Genomic DNA, 15095 nt, shown 5'->3' on the forward strand with positions numbered 1-15095 from the left:
GTTCCGCCACGACGAATCTCGACGAGGCAGGAGGTTGCGAAGGGCTGCGGCCGCTGCTGACGGAGGTCTATCGTTCAGCCAAGGTAGTAGTCGCCGGTCTAGCTGGAAAGGACCTGGAGAGGACTCTGTGAAAGGGACTCCGTTCGGACAGTACCGGCTGATCGAAATGATCGCGCGCGGCGGTATGGGAGAAGTGTGGCGCGCCTATGACACTGCCACCGATCGAGTCGTGGCATTAAAGCTGCTTCCCTCGCATTTTGCCGCGGACCTCATGTTCAAAAAGCGCTTCCGCCGAGAGGCGCACGCGGCGGCCAGGCTCAGTGAGCCGCATGTGCTACCGATCCACACCTACGGTGAGATCGAAGGTCGGCTCTTCGTCGACATGCGGCTGATCAATGGTCGTGACTTGCACGCACTTGTTTCGGCTGGGCCGCTGGACCCGGCGCGCGCGGTGTTGATCGTCGAACAAACGGCCAAAGCGTTACAGGCTGTCCACGACGCCGGTTTGGTGCATCGCGACGTCAAGCCATCGAACATCCTGGTCACCGACGACGACTTCGCCTACCTCATCGATTTCGGGATTGCCCGCGCCACCGGCGAGGCGGGTGCCACGACCAGCGGCGGCCTGATCGGGACGGTGCACTACATGGCGCCGGAGCGGTTCACCAATGGTCAGGTCGATACTCGCTCAGATGTTTATTCGCTGGCTTGCGTGCTGCATGAGTGCTTGACCGGCAGCTGCCCATTCCCCGGGGACAGCGTCGATCAACAACTCGCCGGCCACCTCGCGGCGCCGCCGCCGCAACCGTCGAGCATCGGATCGGTGCCCAAGGCCTTCGACCACGTCATTGCCAAAGGCATGGCCAAGGATCCCGACGAGCGATACGCCACCGTCGCCGATTTGGCCCGCGCGGCCCGCGCCGCCCTCGGTGCACCGACCTCGGCGCTCCAGCCGACCGCGGCTCAGAACTGGCCGCCGAAACGCGATCGACAAGATGCCGCCGGCACCGGCGCGCCGGCAACCGAGCAACGCCCGTCAGAGGCGATCGAGCTCTCGGCTGCCGGTGTGGTCAGCCGCTCGGTCGAGTTGCACGCGGTAACGCACTTCTTGATGTCGGCACGCGCGCGGGTCTCGGGGTTGGTCATTGCCGGGGAGGCGGGCATCGGCAAGACGACGCTATGGCAGGCCGCGCTGGACGAGGCTGCCGAGCGGGGATTTCGGGTGCTCTCGGCCCGGGTGGGCGCAACCGAGTCGGTCCTGGCCTACGCGTCGTTGGCCGACCTGATCGCCGATATCGAACTTGACGTGTTCGCCCGGTTGCCTTCCCTGCAGCGTCTGGCGCTGGACCGAGTCTTGTTGCGCGCCAACGGCGATGGTCCCGCCACGGACCAACGAGTGGTCGCTGCGGCATTCCTGTCGGTACTGGAAAAAGTCTCGATCGACGCGCCGGTACTGGTGGCCGTCGACGACGCGCAATGGCTCGATACCTCAAGCAAAGAGGCTTTGGCCTTTGCCGTCCGGAGACTGAAAGGCCCGATCGGCGTGCTGGTAGCCGAGCGGGTCGCATCGGATACCGATGCCGTCGCGTCCTGGCTGGATCTGGGCCGAGCCGATGCCGTTGAGCGAATTCAAGTGCGGCCCATGGGTTTAGACGGCCTGCGGACGCTGATCAACACCAAGTTCGGCCGGACCATAACGCGACGAAGATTGGCGCGGGTCGCTGAGGTCTCCGGCGGCAACCCGTTCTATGCCATCGAACTGGCCCGCACCATGGGTGATGAGTCACCAAGCGGCGAACTTTCGTTGCCCGGCACCCTGACCGACTTGGTAAGTCGCCGCATCGGCCGTCTCGACGCGGACGTGGTCGATGTGTTGCTGGCTGTCGCGTGTGTCGCCGATCCCACGGTTGAGCTGCTCGCACAGGTCACCGGCGCCGGCGCCGAGCGGACCGTCGAGCTGCTCGAGGAAGCCGAAAGCAACGGCATCGTTACGTTTGATCACAACCTGGTTCGGTTCTCGCACCCGTTGCTTGCCAGGGGCGTGTACACCGCGGCCACACCTGCGCGGCGCCGGCACATGCACCGCGCGCTCGCCGATATCGTTGTCCTGCCGGAGCTGAAGGCCAGACATCTCGCGCTGTCCGCGGTCAGTGCCGACGCGGAAATCATGCAAACGCTCGACGATGCCGCGGCCGCAGCCCGGGCCCGCGGCGCACCGGCAGCCGCGGCCGAATTACTCGATCTGGCAATAGGGCTCGGCGGCGACAAGCCTTCGCGTTGTCTACGATCGGCGGGTCATCACTTCGAAGCCGGTAACACCCAGCGGGCCCGTGCCACGCTCGAGTCCGTCATCGACAGGTTGCGGCCAGGCACGCTGCGGGCGCTGGCATTGAACCTTCTTGCCGGTATTCGCATCTACGACAACAGGTTCGACGATGCCGCAAGCCTGCTCAAGGGCGCACTCGATGACGCCAAAGACAACCCCGTGATGCTCGCGCGCACCGACCTGATGTTGTCGATGGCTGAAGTCAACACCGGCGAGTTTGACGAAGCGCTCGACCACGCGCGTGAAGCGGTGACTATTGCCAACCAACTCGGGGTACCGACACTGACGAGCCAAGCGCTGGCGTATTGGGTGTTCGTGAACTTCTCGCACGGAACCGGGCTGGATCAGGCCGCCCTACAGCGCGCGCTTGATCTGGAAGACCGCGACGTTGATATACCAATTTACTTCCGCGCCAGCCTCGTCAACGCCATGATCCTGGCCTGGACGGGACGGTTGGAAGAAGGGCGCCTCCAGGTGCAGGCCCTTGGGCAGCACTGCCTGGAGCGCGGCGCTGACCGTGACATGATGGCCGTGGCCGGATTTCTTGCGCTGATCGATGTGTGGCGCGGTGAGTTCACCGGCGCCATTCAAAACGCCACGGATGCAGTGGAATACGCCGAACAACTCGGCGGTGACGATATCCTCATCATCCCGTTGACAATTCGCGCACTGGTAAACGCCTACGTCGGCCGGGTTCGCGAAGCGCGCGCCGATGCGGATGCGGTCATCGAGGGTGCGCAGCGCTGCGAGTCGCCACGGATGGCCGAATGGCCAATTCAGACATTGGGTTTCCTGGAAGTCTCACTCGAGAATTATCCGGCCGCATTGACGATGCTGGAACCACTGCTGGCCAATTTCAACCCGATGCACGGCGTCGAGCTCATGCTCAGCTGGCACCTCCCCGACGCGGTCGAGGCGATGGTCGAACTTGGCCGCCTCGACGACGCGGTGCCGATAATCGAAGCATTGGAACAACATGGCACTCGGCTCAACCGATCCTGGCTGCTGTCGGTCGGTGCTCGGTGCCGCGGCATGTGGCTGGCCGCCCAAGGCGACCTCGACGCGGCCGAGCACATGGCGCACCAGGCCATGGCAGCGCACGAAGGTCTGCCGATGCCGTTCGAACGGGCCCGAACTCAACTTTTGCTCGGCCAGCTGCAGCATCGACGCGGCGACCGCGAAACGGCTACGGCGACTTTGGCTGAAGCCGTGCGCGCGTTCGAGGAGCTGCGAACATCGCTGTGGGCCAAGCGCGCCCGCGCCGCGTTAGCGCTGGCCGAGACGGAGACCTGATCGGCGTCGGGTAGTTACCACAGCGTCGTAGGCACTTCGGGAGATTCGGCTGCGAGCAGGTCGATGATCTTGGCGACGTCTTTGGATTCCGTTTTCCGAATTTCGTCGACAATCCCCTCAGACGGCACCGGGTGGATGTACCAACCGCCGAGCCCGGCACACATGGTGTCGCGGAGCTCAATCATGTTCTTATGGGCCTGCCCCGATAAGACGGCCAGCACGCAGGAGAACCTCCAGGCATCTTCCCGAAATGCAACTAATCCTGCGTTGATCAATGTGTCGTTCGCCCACTTGCGGTATGTCTTGGTCCCCGGCGAGACGCCGCAGATCGCGTCGAGAACACCAGGGATCTGAGAGCTCAAGATGGTGTTTACGGCGATGAAGTCGTGGTGTAGTGACTCCGCGGATGCCGTCTTGTACTTGCGGCGAATCTCGTCGGTCACGACGCCCAGATCGAGGTCAATGTGCGCGTTCATCGCGGTCATCAGCTGCTGCAGAATGATGAGGCGTTTTTTGCCGTCGTGATCCTTGAAAGCGACCTTCCACGTCTCCGGCGTGGGTTTGTTGTCACCGTGTGCCTGGAAGGCATTTAAGTAGCGACGGGCGAACGCCACGTCAAAGTCCACCATCCGCTGGCCGTCTTCGAATTTGTTCTGCTGGATGGCTTTCTTGATGGCGAGCGTTACTCGCAGATACAGCGCGGCGAAATATCCGAGCGGACTCTTAGATTTCTTGCACGATTCGATGATCGACCGAATTTCGTCGAGTACGTCGTCGATTGGAGTCAGGTCTAACGCCATGTCGCCAAGTATCGCAGCGGCGTGTGCACTGGTGCTGCGACGCGCCCGAGCCTAATCTTCCACCGTGAAGACCGTTGCGGTGCTCGGCGGCGGCGTCGGCGGACTCAGCGCCGCACACGAACTCGTCGAGCGTGGATTCAAGGTAAAAGTCTACGAGCACCGCGATGTGTTCGGCGGCAAAGCACGCTCGATGCCGGTGCCCGGCTCGGGAAAAACCGGACGAAAGGATCTCCCGGCCGAGCACGGCTTCCGCTTCTTCCCGGGCTTCTATAGGCACCTCTACGACACGCTGCACCACATTCCAGACGGGCACGGAACGGTTCACGACAACCTCGACACGCCGCGGCTGATGATGATCGCCCAAGCCGGGGACGACAACGACAACGAAATCATCGGCCCGATGATCCCGCCCGAATCGCTGGACGACCTCAAGCTCACGGCCAACTTCATCTGGACAATCGGCACCCAACTCGATATCCCGGGACACGAGTTAATCGCGTTCTTCGAGCAGATGCTGATATTTCTCACTTCCTGTCAAGAGCGCCGGCTCGGGCAGTGGGAACGCATGTCCTGGATGGATTTCATCGACGCCAAACACCGGTCGGCGGCCTTCAACAAATTCATCGCGACCGGGATGACCCGCACGCTCGTGGCCGCCCGTGCGGAAGAGATGTCGGCGCGCACCGGTGCCTCGATCCTGTGGCAGTTGATTTTCTGCACCAGCATCCCCGGCAAGCATGCGGACGGCGTGCTGATGGGACCGACTAGTGAAATGTGGATCGATCCGTGGGTCACCTATCTGCGTAACCGCGGCGTTGAGCTACACAATGGCTACACAGTCGAGAAGATCCATTGCGACGGACGCCGCATCACCGGTGTCACCGCGCGCCGCGGCAAGGACCTCGAGAAAATCAAAGCCGACTACTACATTTCGGCGATGCCCGTCGAGCGCCTGCAGTTACTGCTGACCCACGAGCTGCTCAAGGCCGAACCACGACTGCGGCCGGTGAAGGACAACAAGCTGCAGATCCGCTGGATGAACGGCATGATGTTTTACCTTCGCGAGGACATGCCGCTGGTCAATGGCCACATCCTGTTCATCGACTCCAAGTGGGCACTCACCGCAATTTCGCAAAAGCAGTTTTGGCACGGCATCGATTTCACCCGTCTGGGCAACGGACGGGTGAACGGAATCCTTTCGGTCGACATCTCGGACTGGACCACACCCGGTTCGCATAACGGAAAACCCGCCCAGGAGTGCTCGAAGGACGAGATTCACGACGAGGTGCGGGCGCAGATCCGTGACCACATCAAGGGCGTACTCACGAAGAAGAATGTCGTCAGCTGGTTCCTCGATCCGGATATCCAGTTCCCCAACCCTGGCCAAGCGACCAACGCGGAACCGCTGCTGGTCAACACGGCGGGCTCGTGGGACAACCGGCCGGAGGCCGTCACGAAGATTCCCAACTTCTTCCTCGCGTCCGACTTCGTCCAGACCAACACCGATTTGGCGACGATGGAAGGCGCCAACGAGGCGGCCCGACGCGCGGTGAACGGGATTCTCAAAGCGGACAATTCGCACGAAAAGCCCTGCGGCGTCTGGAAGCTGTGGGAGCCGCCCGTGCTGGCGCCGTTCCGCATGTTGGACGCGGTGCGCTGGCGGCTCGGCCTAGACGTCAAGCTGCCAGTCAGCGTGAGCCCATCGGGCCAGCTGCGGCCGACCGACCTGGCCAGCCGCACGTTGCTCAAAGTCGCACACCACGGCCGGTCCGCGTTCGCCTTGCTGGACCGCTATTTCAGAGCGTGAATTCCGTGGTAGAGGACCATTAGGCCGATCACCACCGAGACGGCTGCCATCAGCCCGGCGTGGTTTTGCTCCATCCAGTTTTTAAGACGGGTCAGCAGGTCGTCGAGACGGTCACCGGCCGCCAGGTAGGCCAAGATCGGGATCGCGACCGATGACACGGCGACGGCGACGAAGAACGCGGCGGCCACCCAGTGGCCCGCAATATCGAGACCGCTACTGCCGATGGCCAATCCGGCCCCCACGCAGATGAGCGACACGTCGGGTCGCACCACCGTCAGCACCGCACCGGTTACGCCCGCGCGCCCTGGAGTGATGTTGGCAAATGAGCGCATCCAGCGCGGCGGATCGCTGTGGCGATGCCGGGTCAGCCACTGATAGATGCCGAACACGATCAGGGCCGACCCCAACACCACGCGCAGCCAGGACGCCCAGGCCGGCGGCGACTTGTGCAGACCGCCGAGCGCACGCGAGGCCAGCACGGAGAGCGCAGTCAGCACCATCAGGCCCAGTAGCCAGCCGCCGAGAAACGCGAGGCTGTTAGGTCGCGGTCGCGATGTCTGTAACACCAGCACTGCGGGGATGATCGTGATTGGTGATAACGAGATAACGAGCCCGAGCGAAATGAGCCCGGCTGCCACGGAACCCCAGCTTCCTGCCACGGGCAGCAATCATCGCACTGACACCGGCGCGGGGACAGCAGACCGCGCCGCGTGTCCGCCTGATTGCGTAGCGGAACGCCGCCGCGCGTGTCATGATCCGGCGTGGTGAGCCGAATGCACTCAGGGGGGCCACATGGCACGGATTCATCTCGGGCACATCTTTCACCTCGCCGGCGCCCCGCTGATAACGGAAGCCGCCGAGGCGCTGGTGTCCATCCCCGAGGGCGCGCTGGTGGTGGACGACGACGGCAGGATCGCGTTCTGCGGCGAACGTGCCGACGTCCCGTTTCAGTACCGTGCTGCGGCGGTGTCCGATCACCGGCCCGACTTTCTGCTTCCCGGGTTTGTGGACACCCATGTGCACTTCCCTCAGACGTTCGCCGGCGACTCATACGGCGGCGGTCAGCTGCTCGAGTGGCTGACCGAGTGCATCTACCCCGCCGAAGCCCGTTTCGCCGACCCGAGCTTCGCTCAGCAGGCAGCCGTCGAGTTCTGCGACCGGCGCGTCGCGTCGGGAACCACCGCGGCCATGGTCTTCGGGTCTCCGTTTCCGCACGCCCAAGATGCGCTGTTCACCGAGACCCGGCGCCGCGGCCTGCGCATCGTCAGCGGGCGCGGCATCCAGACCGTCGGCCCTGAGGCGGCGGCGCCGCTGATGACGTCGGAAGAGGACGCCATCCGGCTGGCTCGCGAAGAAATCGCCAAGTGGCACGCGGCTGATACCGGCGATCCGGCAACCGCACTACTGCACGCCGCGATCGTCCCGCGGTTCTCGCTGGCGGTCACACCGCAGACACTGAAAAGCCTTGGCGAGCTGTATGACTCGGTCCGAGACCGCGGGGTGTACTTTCACACTCATCTCAACGAGAACAATCGTCCGGGCACCGGCGAAGTGGACGAAACCAAACAGACCTACCAGGTCGACACCTACCTGGACACCTACGACGGCAAGTTCCTGCCCGGCTCGAAAGTGGGCGGATCAAGCCTGCTCGGCCGGCGCACCATCATGGCGCACGCCGTGCACTGCCAGGACGTGGAACTGCACCGCATGGCCGAGACGGGCACCTCGATTGCACACTGCCCCATTTCCCAGCAATTCCTGGGCTCGGGGACCATGCCGTGGCTTCGGACCGTGGCATCCGGTGTAAACATCGCCGCCGGAACGGATTTCGGAGGCGGCGATGAATGGCCGATACCGCAGGTACTAGCCGCCGCGTTCAAGGTGCACATATCCGAGCCGGGCGATGCAGCAGTTTCCCTGCATCCGGCCGAGATGCTGTTCATCGGAACACTCGGCGGCGCGCGCGCCCTGGATATGGAGGACCGTTTCGGCAACTTCGACGTCGGCAAGGAGGCCGACTTCGTCGCCGTCGACCCGACCCGCACGCCGGCGCTCAAGGCGGTGATCACTCAGGGCGTACGGTCACAAGACCCCATCATGGCCCGGGACCAGACACTGTTCGGTTTGCTGATGAGGACCCGGGAGACGTCAATCGCCGAGACTTACGTGCAGGGGCGCCGGCTGCAGCCTCCGCCGGGCAAAGTCCAGGGGTGATCGTCAGCGCTTCTTGCGCAGCGTCCAAGCCGGTACCCAGTGCGTGACGGTCTTCCGCTTGGACCCGTACGCGATCGGATAGGTCACCAACCCCCACCAGTCGCCCTGCTCGCAGATGCCCCAACAGCTCAGCCGCCCCTCGACGACCTTGTGCAGCTGCAGTCCGTTGGGCTGGTACCGGCCCGAACGATGCGGCTCACGAGGAAAGAGCACCGTCAGGTCAATAAGCACCGTGATCGGCGGGCGCACCACCCGAAACGGGTCGCGGACCGGTTGCCCGTTGTATCCGATCGACCCGAGCGGAGCCATTCATCGATCATACGTTCGAATCGGCGGGTCGGAGGAACTTGTTCGGCATGCCGGAGGCCGGTCCGCCTCTGGCAACATGGCGGTGTGTCACGGCGCCTGGACGCATTGATCGTGGGAGTGCTGGCCGCCGCGGTAAGTATGGGCGGCGCCGCCCGTCCGTCATTTTGGTACGACGAGGCCGCGACCATTTCGGCCTCATACAGCCGATCCCTTGGTCAGCTGTGGCGGATGTTGGGCAACGTCGACGCGGTGCATGGCCTGTACTACCTGCTCATGCACGGCTGGTTTCAAATTTTCCCGCACACCGAATTCTGGTCGCGCGCACCAAGCGGCCTGGCCGCCGGCGGGGCCGCAGCGGGAATTGTGGTGCTGGCAAAGCAGTTCTCGTCTCGCACGGTGGCGCTGACCGCCGGAGTTGTCTGCGGCATTCTGCCGCGGACAACATGGGCAGGCATCGAAGCTCGCCCCTATGCGATGTCGATGATGGTCGCGGTGTGGCTGACCATACTGCTCGTTGTCGCCGCACGCCGTGAAAGCCGTTGGCTATGGCTGTGTTACGGGGTCGCCCTGGCTTTGTCGATTGTGCTCGACATGTATCTCGTACTGGTGTTGATCGCGCACGTCGTCTTCATGTGCGCCTTCCGGCGCACTCGGACGGTGCTAGTCGAATTCGCTGTGACGTCGGTTCTGGGGCTCTGCGCGGTGTCCCCGTTCGTGATTGAAGTCGTCGGGCAAGTTCAGCAGATCAAGTGGATAGCACCGATCGGGCACCGAACGATCGAAGATGTGCTGGTTCAGCAATACTTCGAAAGGAGCCCGCTGTTCGCGGTGTTGTCCGCACTGGTAATAGCTGCGGCTATTGTCTTGTGGCGCTACACATCGGCGCAACTGAGCGAGCCAGATCGTCAACTGTTGACCTTGGCAGTCTCCTGGGTCGTGATACCGACCGCATCGATCGTCGTTTGGTCGGCGCTGGTTCATCCGATCTACACGCCGCGGTACTTATGCTTCACCGCGCCGGCAATGGCACTGATCCTGGGCGTCTGTCTTGGCGCATTGGCGGTCAAACCATGGATAGCGGCAGCGCTCGTTACTCTTTTCGCCGTGGTCGCGGCGCCCACTTACCTTCGGGCGCAACGTAACCCGTACTCCAAATACGGAATGGACTACAGCCAGGTAGCCGATCTGATCAGCGCCAAGGCAGCACCAGGTGATTGCTTACTGGTGAACGACACCGTGACGTTCATGCCCGCCCCGATGCGACCTTTGCTGGCGGCGCGCCCCGATGCGTACCGCAAGCTGATCGACCTCACCCTTTGGCAACGAGCTACGGATCGCAACGACGTCTTCGACACCAATCTCATCCCGGAAGTGGTCGCCACGCCATTGAGCCACTGTGGAGTGGTGTGGATCATCACTCAAGCCGACGGGTCGACGCCCGCTCACGAGCAGGGGCGGGCGCTCCCGCCGGGCCCACGCTATGGCGCAACTCCGGCCTTCGCGGTTCCGCGCGACCTGGGCTTTCGGCTCGTCGAGCGCTGGCAGTTCAACCTCGTTCAGGTGATCAAGGCAGAGCGATAACGCTCACCAGATACGGATGTAGTCGATGAGCATGTCCGCCGGGAACGTGCCCCGCGCAGGGTCGCCGGCGCCAACCCCACCAACGGCCAGGGTGAACATGGGGGTCATCCAATAGCCGGGATTGTTGAACGGCCACCGAAAGTCGTCAGGAGCGCCACCGGCGACGTGAATGGGCTTCGGCGGAACACTGAAGTAGGGTGCCCCGTCGCGCGAGAAGTGGAATCCGTCTTCAGCCCACTGCATTCGCCATGTGTGCCAGCCACCGTCGACCAAGCCGGGAATCGATTTCCCCTCCCAGGTTTTCCCGTTGGATGCGGCGTGGACTGTGGTTCCCGCAGGCCAACTGCCGTTGCCGTACCACTCGAAGATGTCGACCTCGCCGTCTGGCTCAGGATCCTCGTTGACACCCCAAAACGCGGACCAGAGGCCGGGGTACAGACAGTTCAGCTTGATCCGCGCTTCCCAGGTTTGGTTGATCATGCTTCGAAAGTTGCCGCGCAGTTTGCCGCTGTAGTACTGGCCCATGTCGTTCGTGGCGCGAAGGACGAGATTGGAATTGCCGTCCAGGAACACGTTTCGGCGATCGTCCCGATAGATCCCCTCGACCTGCGGGAACACGTCGTCCTGCCAGGTCTGCACCGTCCACTTCCCCGGATCGGGTCCTGCGCCCGCCGGGCCGTCGAATTCGTCCTGAAAAATGTAGGGCCCACCGGCCGGCGCGTCCGGCGGCGACGGGTGCGCCCCGGCCTCGGGCACGCGGATTGTGGCCGCGGCTGCCAGCATGCCAATCCCCGTCGTCAACAACATGCGGCGACGATCCATCTCAGATACCACCAATCGTTAGAAGCCGAGACCTCCGACTCGGAATTTCGGTCAGTGCGCGTGAGTCCCGAACATCGTCGCATGTCCTTTGCGGATCATCAGGCGGCGACCCGCCTGCACCCAGCTTCGCCGTGAAAGTCTGGCGCGGTTTAGAAGACACGAACCCAGTCGACGAGCATTTCCATCGGGTAATTCCCCTGCGCTGGATCGCCACCACCCGAACCACCCACCGCAAGGTTCAACACCGGAAACATCGTGTAGCCCGGATCGTTGAACGGCCACTCGCGGATGGGATCGTTGAGGTCCTCGATGCCGGTCGCCGGAACGCTGAAATACGGTTGCATGCCCTCGGCGTAGTCGAGCCAGAAGTACATGCCGCTTGGATTCCACGTGACTCGCCAGTTGTGCCAGGCGCCGTCCATCCCGATCGGGTGGGTTTCGAACGCCGTCCCGTCGGGGTTTGCGTGCACCGTGGTTCCCGACGGCCATTCCCCGTTGCCGTACCACTCCATCAAGTCGACTTCGCCGCTGCGGCCCGGATCGTCGTTGGACAACCACCATGCGGGCCACATGCCGGGCCCGAGACAGTTGAGTTTGACGCGGGCTTCCCAGGTCGTTCCGATGGCGCCGCGCCAGGTGCCACTGACCAACCCGCCGAAGTAGGCATTGCCCTCCCTGGTGGCGCGCAGCACAAGGTTGGAATTACCGTCCAGAAACACGTTTTGGCGACTGTCACGGTACTGGCCGAAGAATTCCGGCCTGTCCCAGTTGACCGGGTTCCGGATCGGTGTCCGGTTGTTGGACACGATCCACTTCGACCGGTCCGGCGACGAGCCGGCCGGGCCGTCGAACTCGTCGTGGAACAGGAACGACCCGCTCTGCGCGGACGGCGCAGTGGGCGGCGGCGGTGCATCTGGGCGGGTGGGCCGCAACGGAGTAGCCCCAGCGTGCGGGACGGGAATCATGGCCGCGAGAGCCCCGAAGCCCGTCGCCAACATCATGCGTCGACGATCCATGTCAGGCACAAGCAAGGGACGATATCAGCCCATGCGGCGCCGCGGTAAGGCAGGCGATTCGCTAGTCCTGGTCGTCGCCGACCAGGGTCAGGTAGCGCATCACCGGAGGTGGCTGGGTCTCGACGACGACGGGCCTGGACATCTGGCCGCCCTGCAACGCCGCTCTCAGGTTGGCGCGTGCGGTGTCGGGATCGGTGTCGATCTCGTAGAGGGTGATGAACCACTCGCCGTCGTCGGCACGCCAGCGGCGGGCCGAGACGAATCCCTCGACTTGGAGCATCTCGGGTATGTGGGTCTGCTCGTGCCACTTATGGTATTCGTCGACCAATTGTGGTGTGGCTGGCTTGCTTTCGACCAGCAGTAATGTCTTTGCCATTTTCGTCTTCCTATTGGATCGGTTCGTCGCCCAACACGGTGGTGCGCAACATTTCGCGGCGGGAGTCAGGGTCGTAGGGTGCTGCTCGGTGCAGAACGCCGCGGTTGTCCCAGATGACGGTGTCGCCGACCGACCAGACATGGCTGTACACCCGGTCGCGCATAGTCGCGCGCTCGAGTAGTTCGGCCAGCAGGGCGCGGCCGTCGTCGAGATCCATGCCGACGACGTAGTCGGCCGAAGCACCCAACACCAGTGATTTGCGGCCAGTGCGGTGCGTCCACACCAACGGATGCTCGTGGGTAGGACGAGAACGCCAGCGCGCCAACTGCTCGGGACTGGGATCGGGGGTGACACGACGCTGGGAGGCTTCCAGGGAATGCACGACGCGCAGCGAGCCGAACCGCTCCTTTTCCGCTGCGGTCAGCGCGTCGTACGCGGCGTAGGAATTGGCGAATTCGGTTTCGCCGCCCCAATCGGCGACCTGCACGGCCGACAGAATGGTGGCCTTTTGCGGAAACTCCTGCCCGAGCGGCGTGCATCCGTCGATGTGCCAGTCGAACGTGGCCTTCAAGTAGGCCGCCGACGAATTCTTCGACGGGTCCAGGCTGATCGGGTAGATCCCCCGGACGGGGTGATGGCCGTCGGAGGAGTGATCGATCTCGCCCAAACGGCGGCAGAAGGCAACCTGCGCCTCGGGATCCAGTTGCAGGCCGCGAAAGACCAGCACGCCGTTGGCCTCCAAAGCGTCGAGGATGGTCTCGCCGATCGGGTCGTCGGAGGCAGCGTGCGCCAGATCGAGGCCGCAGACTTCGGCACCGACCGAGTCGGTGAGCTTGTTGATGGTGAGCAGACTCATGGGCTGACCTATCTACTGGAATCTACTGGAAATACTGGAATCTACTGAAACGCGAACTGCCGCAGGGGGGTCGACTCAGGGCACTGGCTCGCCGGTGCGGATCATCACCGCATCGGCAGCGTTGACCGGCGCTGGCTGATGCATGATCTCCACCGCCATGGCGACCATGATCAGCGAATAAATCATGTACAGCAGGTTGAGCGCATCGTCGGGCAAACTGTCGAGCGCGAACTTGTCGCAGTATTCGATGGCCTCTTCCAGCCGCGGGAAAAACGCGTCGTAGAACTCCCGCATCTCGGACATGCTGCTGGCCATTCTGGCGTTCCAGCGCTCGGTTTCCGTTGCCAGACACCATGTTTGGGCATAGGCTTCCAGCTCAGCGAAGGCGCTGGGCAGCATTGCTTCGGACATGGTCACACTCCCACCGGCGACTTTTCCCGCTGATACTCACTGACCCAGTCGACGACTACCTTGTGCAGATGGCGCACCAGGATCTCCTGGTCGCTCAGCGGGAACTCGTCGACGACGCCGTACTCCAGGGCCGCCTGCGTCCCACCGAGCATGCCCGCGTCCTGCAACGCAAATTCCTTGAGCACCACCGCAGCAACTTCGTGTTCGACGCGCTCTCGCACGCTGCGAGCGGGATTGAAATAGGTGTAGGCCTCGAAGCGGTGCGTGTTGTAAGAAGTGGGCCAGTAGCGGTAGAGCAGATACCAGCCGCCGTAGATCAGAATCTCGGTGTTGGGAAAGATCTGGAAGTTGCTGATCCCCCACGGCTCGATGCCGCCCGGATTGAGTCCGGCCGGCAACTCGCCGATGTCGGGGGTGCGCCATGGTCCGACTAGCCCGCTCTGCGTGGCCCGTTCGATCGGATACATGTACTCCGCGGGAAGCAACCAACGACGCCGCCCCGCCGTCGACACCAGCCGGTGCGGACCGTCGAGTTGGAAGTGCCCGCAAGTGAATCCGGCGTTGGGGTCGCGCACCTCCGGTGGCACCTGTTGCGGGTGCAGCGACGGCACGTGGTAGTACTCCTGGAACGCATCGGCGAAGATTTTCCAGTTGCTGTTGTTGTGCGCGACCCATTCGTAGCGTTCGGTCAACTTGCCGAACGGGTAGTCGTCCAGGCCGGTGATCATCGGGCCCAGGAACTCGCGGAGACTCTGCCGCGGCTCGCTGTCGAAGTTGATGAAGATGAAGCCGTTCCAGACGTCGCAGTGCACTGGACTCAGTCCGTAGTCGGCCGCATCGAGGTCGAAGAACTCGGACTGCTGCTGCACGAAGTTCAGCGCCCCGTCCAGGCCGTACCGCCACCCGTGGTACTTGCAGGTGAATTGCCGGCAGGTCCCGCGGGTTTCTTCACCGGGAAAGTCGTTCCAGACCAATTTGTTTCCGCGGTGACGGCAGACGTTGTAGAACGCACGAATGACATCGTCTCGGCCCCTGACCAGAATGACCGAGACGCGGGCGACCTCGATTTCTTTGGTCAGGTAGCTACCGGTACGCGGCAGCTCCTCGACCCGGGCGACGTTGAGCCAAGCTCGTTTGAAGACCGCTTCCCGCTCGAGTTCGAAGAACTCCTCGGACGTGGAGTCTCTGAAAGAGACGGGACCGGTGCTCAGTTCGCTGTAGTGCTCGGTCCAAGACCCCTGGGATCCTCCAGTGGGTCTCCCCGATCGTTTCATCGTGACCTCC

The 15095-nt window shown here is 63.2% G+C and carries 13 protein-coding genes; 4 read left to right on the top strand and 9 right to left on the bottom strand.

What is annotated here, in order from left to right; genetic code table 11:
- Positions 1-127 precede the first annotated feature (127 nt).
- Entirely contained in the window at positions 128-3619 is a 3492-nt protein-coding gene (locus AC5Y21_RS18250) for a protein kinase domain-containing protein (protein ID WP_499914357.1), read from the top strand.
- Between the two features lie 14 nt (positions 3620-3633).
- Here the strand turns inward: AC5Y21_RS18250 and AC5Y21_RS18255 are convergent, their stop codons facing one another.
- Entirely contained in the window at positions 3634-4419 is a 786-nt protein-coding gene (locus AC5Y21_RS18255; RefSeq protein ID WP_499914359.1) for a DUF5995 family protein, read from the bottom strand.
- Between the two features lie 64 nt (positions 4420-4483).
- On the opposite strand from AC5Y21_RS18255, the gene AC5Y21_RS18260 reads away from it, so the two are divergent.
- Positions 4484-6226, top strand: a complete 1743-nt coding sequence (locus tag AC5Y21_RS18260; protein WP_499914361.1) for a hydroxysqualene dehydroxylase — start codon at positions 4484-4486, stop codon at positions 6224-6226.
- On the opposite strand, the gene AC5Y21_RS18265 is transcribed toward AC5Y21_RS18260, so the two are convergent.
- Positions 6211-6885, bottom strand: coding sequence for a GAP family protein (locus AC5Y21_RS18265; protein ID WP_499914363.1), 675 nt, complete (start codon positions 6883-6885; stop codon positions 6211-6213). The two genes, AC5Y21_RS18260 and AC5Y21_RS18265, sit on opposite strands and share 16 nt — an antisense overlap.
- Positions 6886-7018: 133 nt before the next feature.
- Between AC5Y21_RS18265 and AC5Y21_RS18270 the strand changes: the two genes are divergently transcribed.
- Positions 7019-8440: an amidohydrolase family protein gene (locus AC5Y21_RS18270; RefSeq protein WP_499914365.1), complete on the top strand. Its 1422-nt coding sequence runs from the start codon at positions 7019-7021 to the stop codon at positions 8438-8440.
- Between the two features lie 3 nt (positions 8441-8443).
- On the opposite strand, the gene AC5Y21_RS18275 is transcribed toward AC5Y21_RS18270, so the two are convergent.
- A complete protein-coding gene (locus tag AC5Y21_RS18275) occupies positions 8444-8749 on the bottom strand; it encodes a hypothetical protein (protein ID WP_499914367.1) in 306 nt (101 codons plus the stop codon).
- Between the two features lie 138 nt (positions 8750-8887).
- Between AC5Y21_RS18275 and AC5Y21_RS18280 the strand changes: the two genes are divergently transcribed.
- On the top strand, positions 8888-10330 hold the full coding sequence (locus AC5Y21_RS18280; RefSeq protein ID WP_499914438.1) for a glycosyltransferase family 39 protein: 1443 nt from the start codon (positions 8888-8890) through the stop codon (positions 10328-10330).
- Between the two features lie 3 nt (positions 10331-10333).
- On the opposite strand, the gene AC5Y21_RS18285 is transcribed toward AC5Y21_RS18280, so the two are convergent.
- From AC5Y21_RS18285 to AC5Y21_RS18310, 6 genes are all read right to left on the bottom strand, one after another.
- Complete coding sequence (locus AC5Y21_RS18285; protein ID WP_499914369.1) at positions 10334-11152, bottom strand: glycoside hydrolase family 16 protein; 819 nt, start codon at positions 11150-11152, stop codon at positions 10334-10336.
- Positions 11153-11301: 149 nt separating this feature from the next.
- Positions 11302-12183 carry a glycoside hydrolase family 16 protein gene (locus AC5Y21_RS18290; RefSeq protein WP_499914371.1) on the bottom strand — a complete coding sequence of 294 codons (882 nt, stop codon included), beginning with the start codon at positions 12181-12183 and terminating at the stop codon, positions 11302-11304.
- Between the two features lie 46 nt (positions 12184-12229).
- Complete coding sequence (locus AC5Y21_RS18295) at positions 12230-12544, bottom strand: hypothetical protein (RefSeq protein ID WP_499914373.1); 315 nt, start codon at positions 12542-12544, stop codon at positions 12230-12232.
- 10 nt (positions 12545-12554) lie between these two features.
- Positions 12555-13400 (bottom strand): TauD/TfdA dioxygenase family protein, encoded by an 846-nt coding sequence (locus AC5Y21_RS18300; RefSeq protein ID WP_499914375.1) that lies wholly within the window; start codon positions 13398-13400, stop codon positions 12555-12557.
- 75 nt (positions 13401-13475) lie between these two features.
- Positions 13476-13817: a hypothetical protein gene (locus AC5Y21_RS18305; RefSeq protein WP_499914377.1), complete on the bottom strand. Its 342-nt coding sequence runs from the start codon at positions 13815-13817 to the stop codon at positions 13476-13478.
- Positions 13814-15085, bottom strand: coding sequence for an aromatic ring-hydroxylating oxygenase subunit alpha (locus tag AC5Y21_RS18310; RefSeq protein WP_499914379.1), 1272 nt, complete (start codon positions 15083-15085; stop codon positions 13814-13816). Before AC5Y21_RS18310 ends, AC5Y21_RS18305 begins: the two co-directional genes overlap by 4 nt.
- Positions 15086-15095 lie beyond the last annotated feature (10 nt).

The sequence above is a fragment of the Mycobacterium sp. NGS41 genome (genome assembly GCF_059812725.1).

What these genes read in the sequence shown, in the direction of transcription:
- AC5Y21_RS18275 (WP_499914367.1), bottom strand. Translation starts at nt 8,749, where the DNA reads ATGGCTCCGCTCGGGTCGATCGGATACAACGGGCAACCGGTCCGCGAC.
- AC5Y21_RS18255 (WP_499914359.1), bottom strand. Translation starts at nt 4,419, where the DNA reads ATGGCGTTAGACCTGACTCCAATCGACGACGTACTCGACGAAATTCGG.
- AC5Y21_RS18270 (WP_499914365.1), top strand. Translation starts at nt 7,019, where the DNA reads ATGGCACGGATTCATCTCGGGCACATCTTTCACCTCGCCGGCGCCCCG.
- AC5Y21_RS18295 (WP_499914373.1), bottom strand. Translation starts at nt 12,544, where the DNA reads ATGGCAAAGACATTACTGCTGGTCGAAAGCAAGCCAGCCACACCACAA.
- AC5Y21_RS18280 (WP_499914438.1), top strand. Translation starts at nt 8,888, where the DNA reads ATGGGCGGCGCCGCCCGTCCGTCATTTTGGTACGACGAGGCCGCGACC.
- AC5Y21_RS18285 (WP_499914369.1), bottom strand. Translation starts at nt 11,152, where the DNA reads ATGGATCGTCGCCGCATGTTGTTGACGACGGGGATTGGCATGCTGGCA.
- AC5Y21_RS18300 (WP_499914375.1), bottom strand. Translation starts at nt 13,400, where the DNA reads ATGAGTCTGCTCACCATCAACAAGCTCACCGACTCGGTCGGTGCCGAA.
- AC5Y21_RS18310 (WP_499914379.1), bottom strand. Translation starts at nt 15,085, where the DNA reads ATGAAACGATCGGGGAGACCCACTGGAGGATCCCAGGGGTCTTGGACC.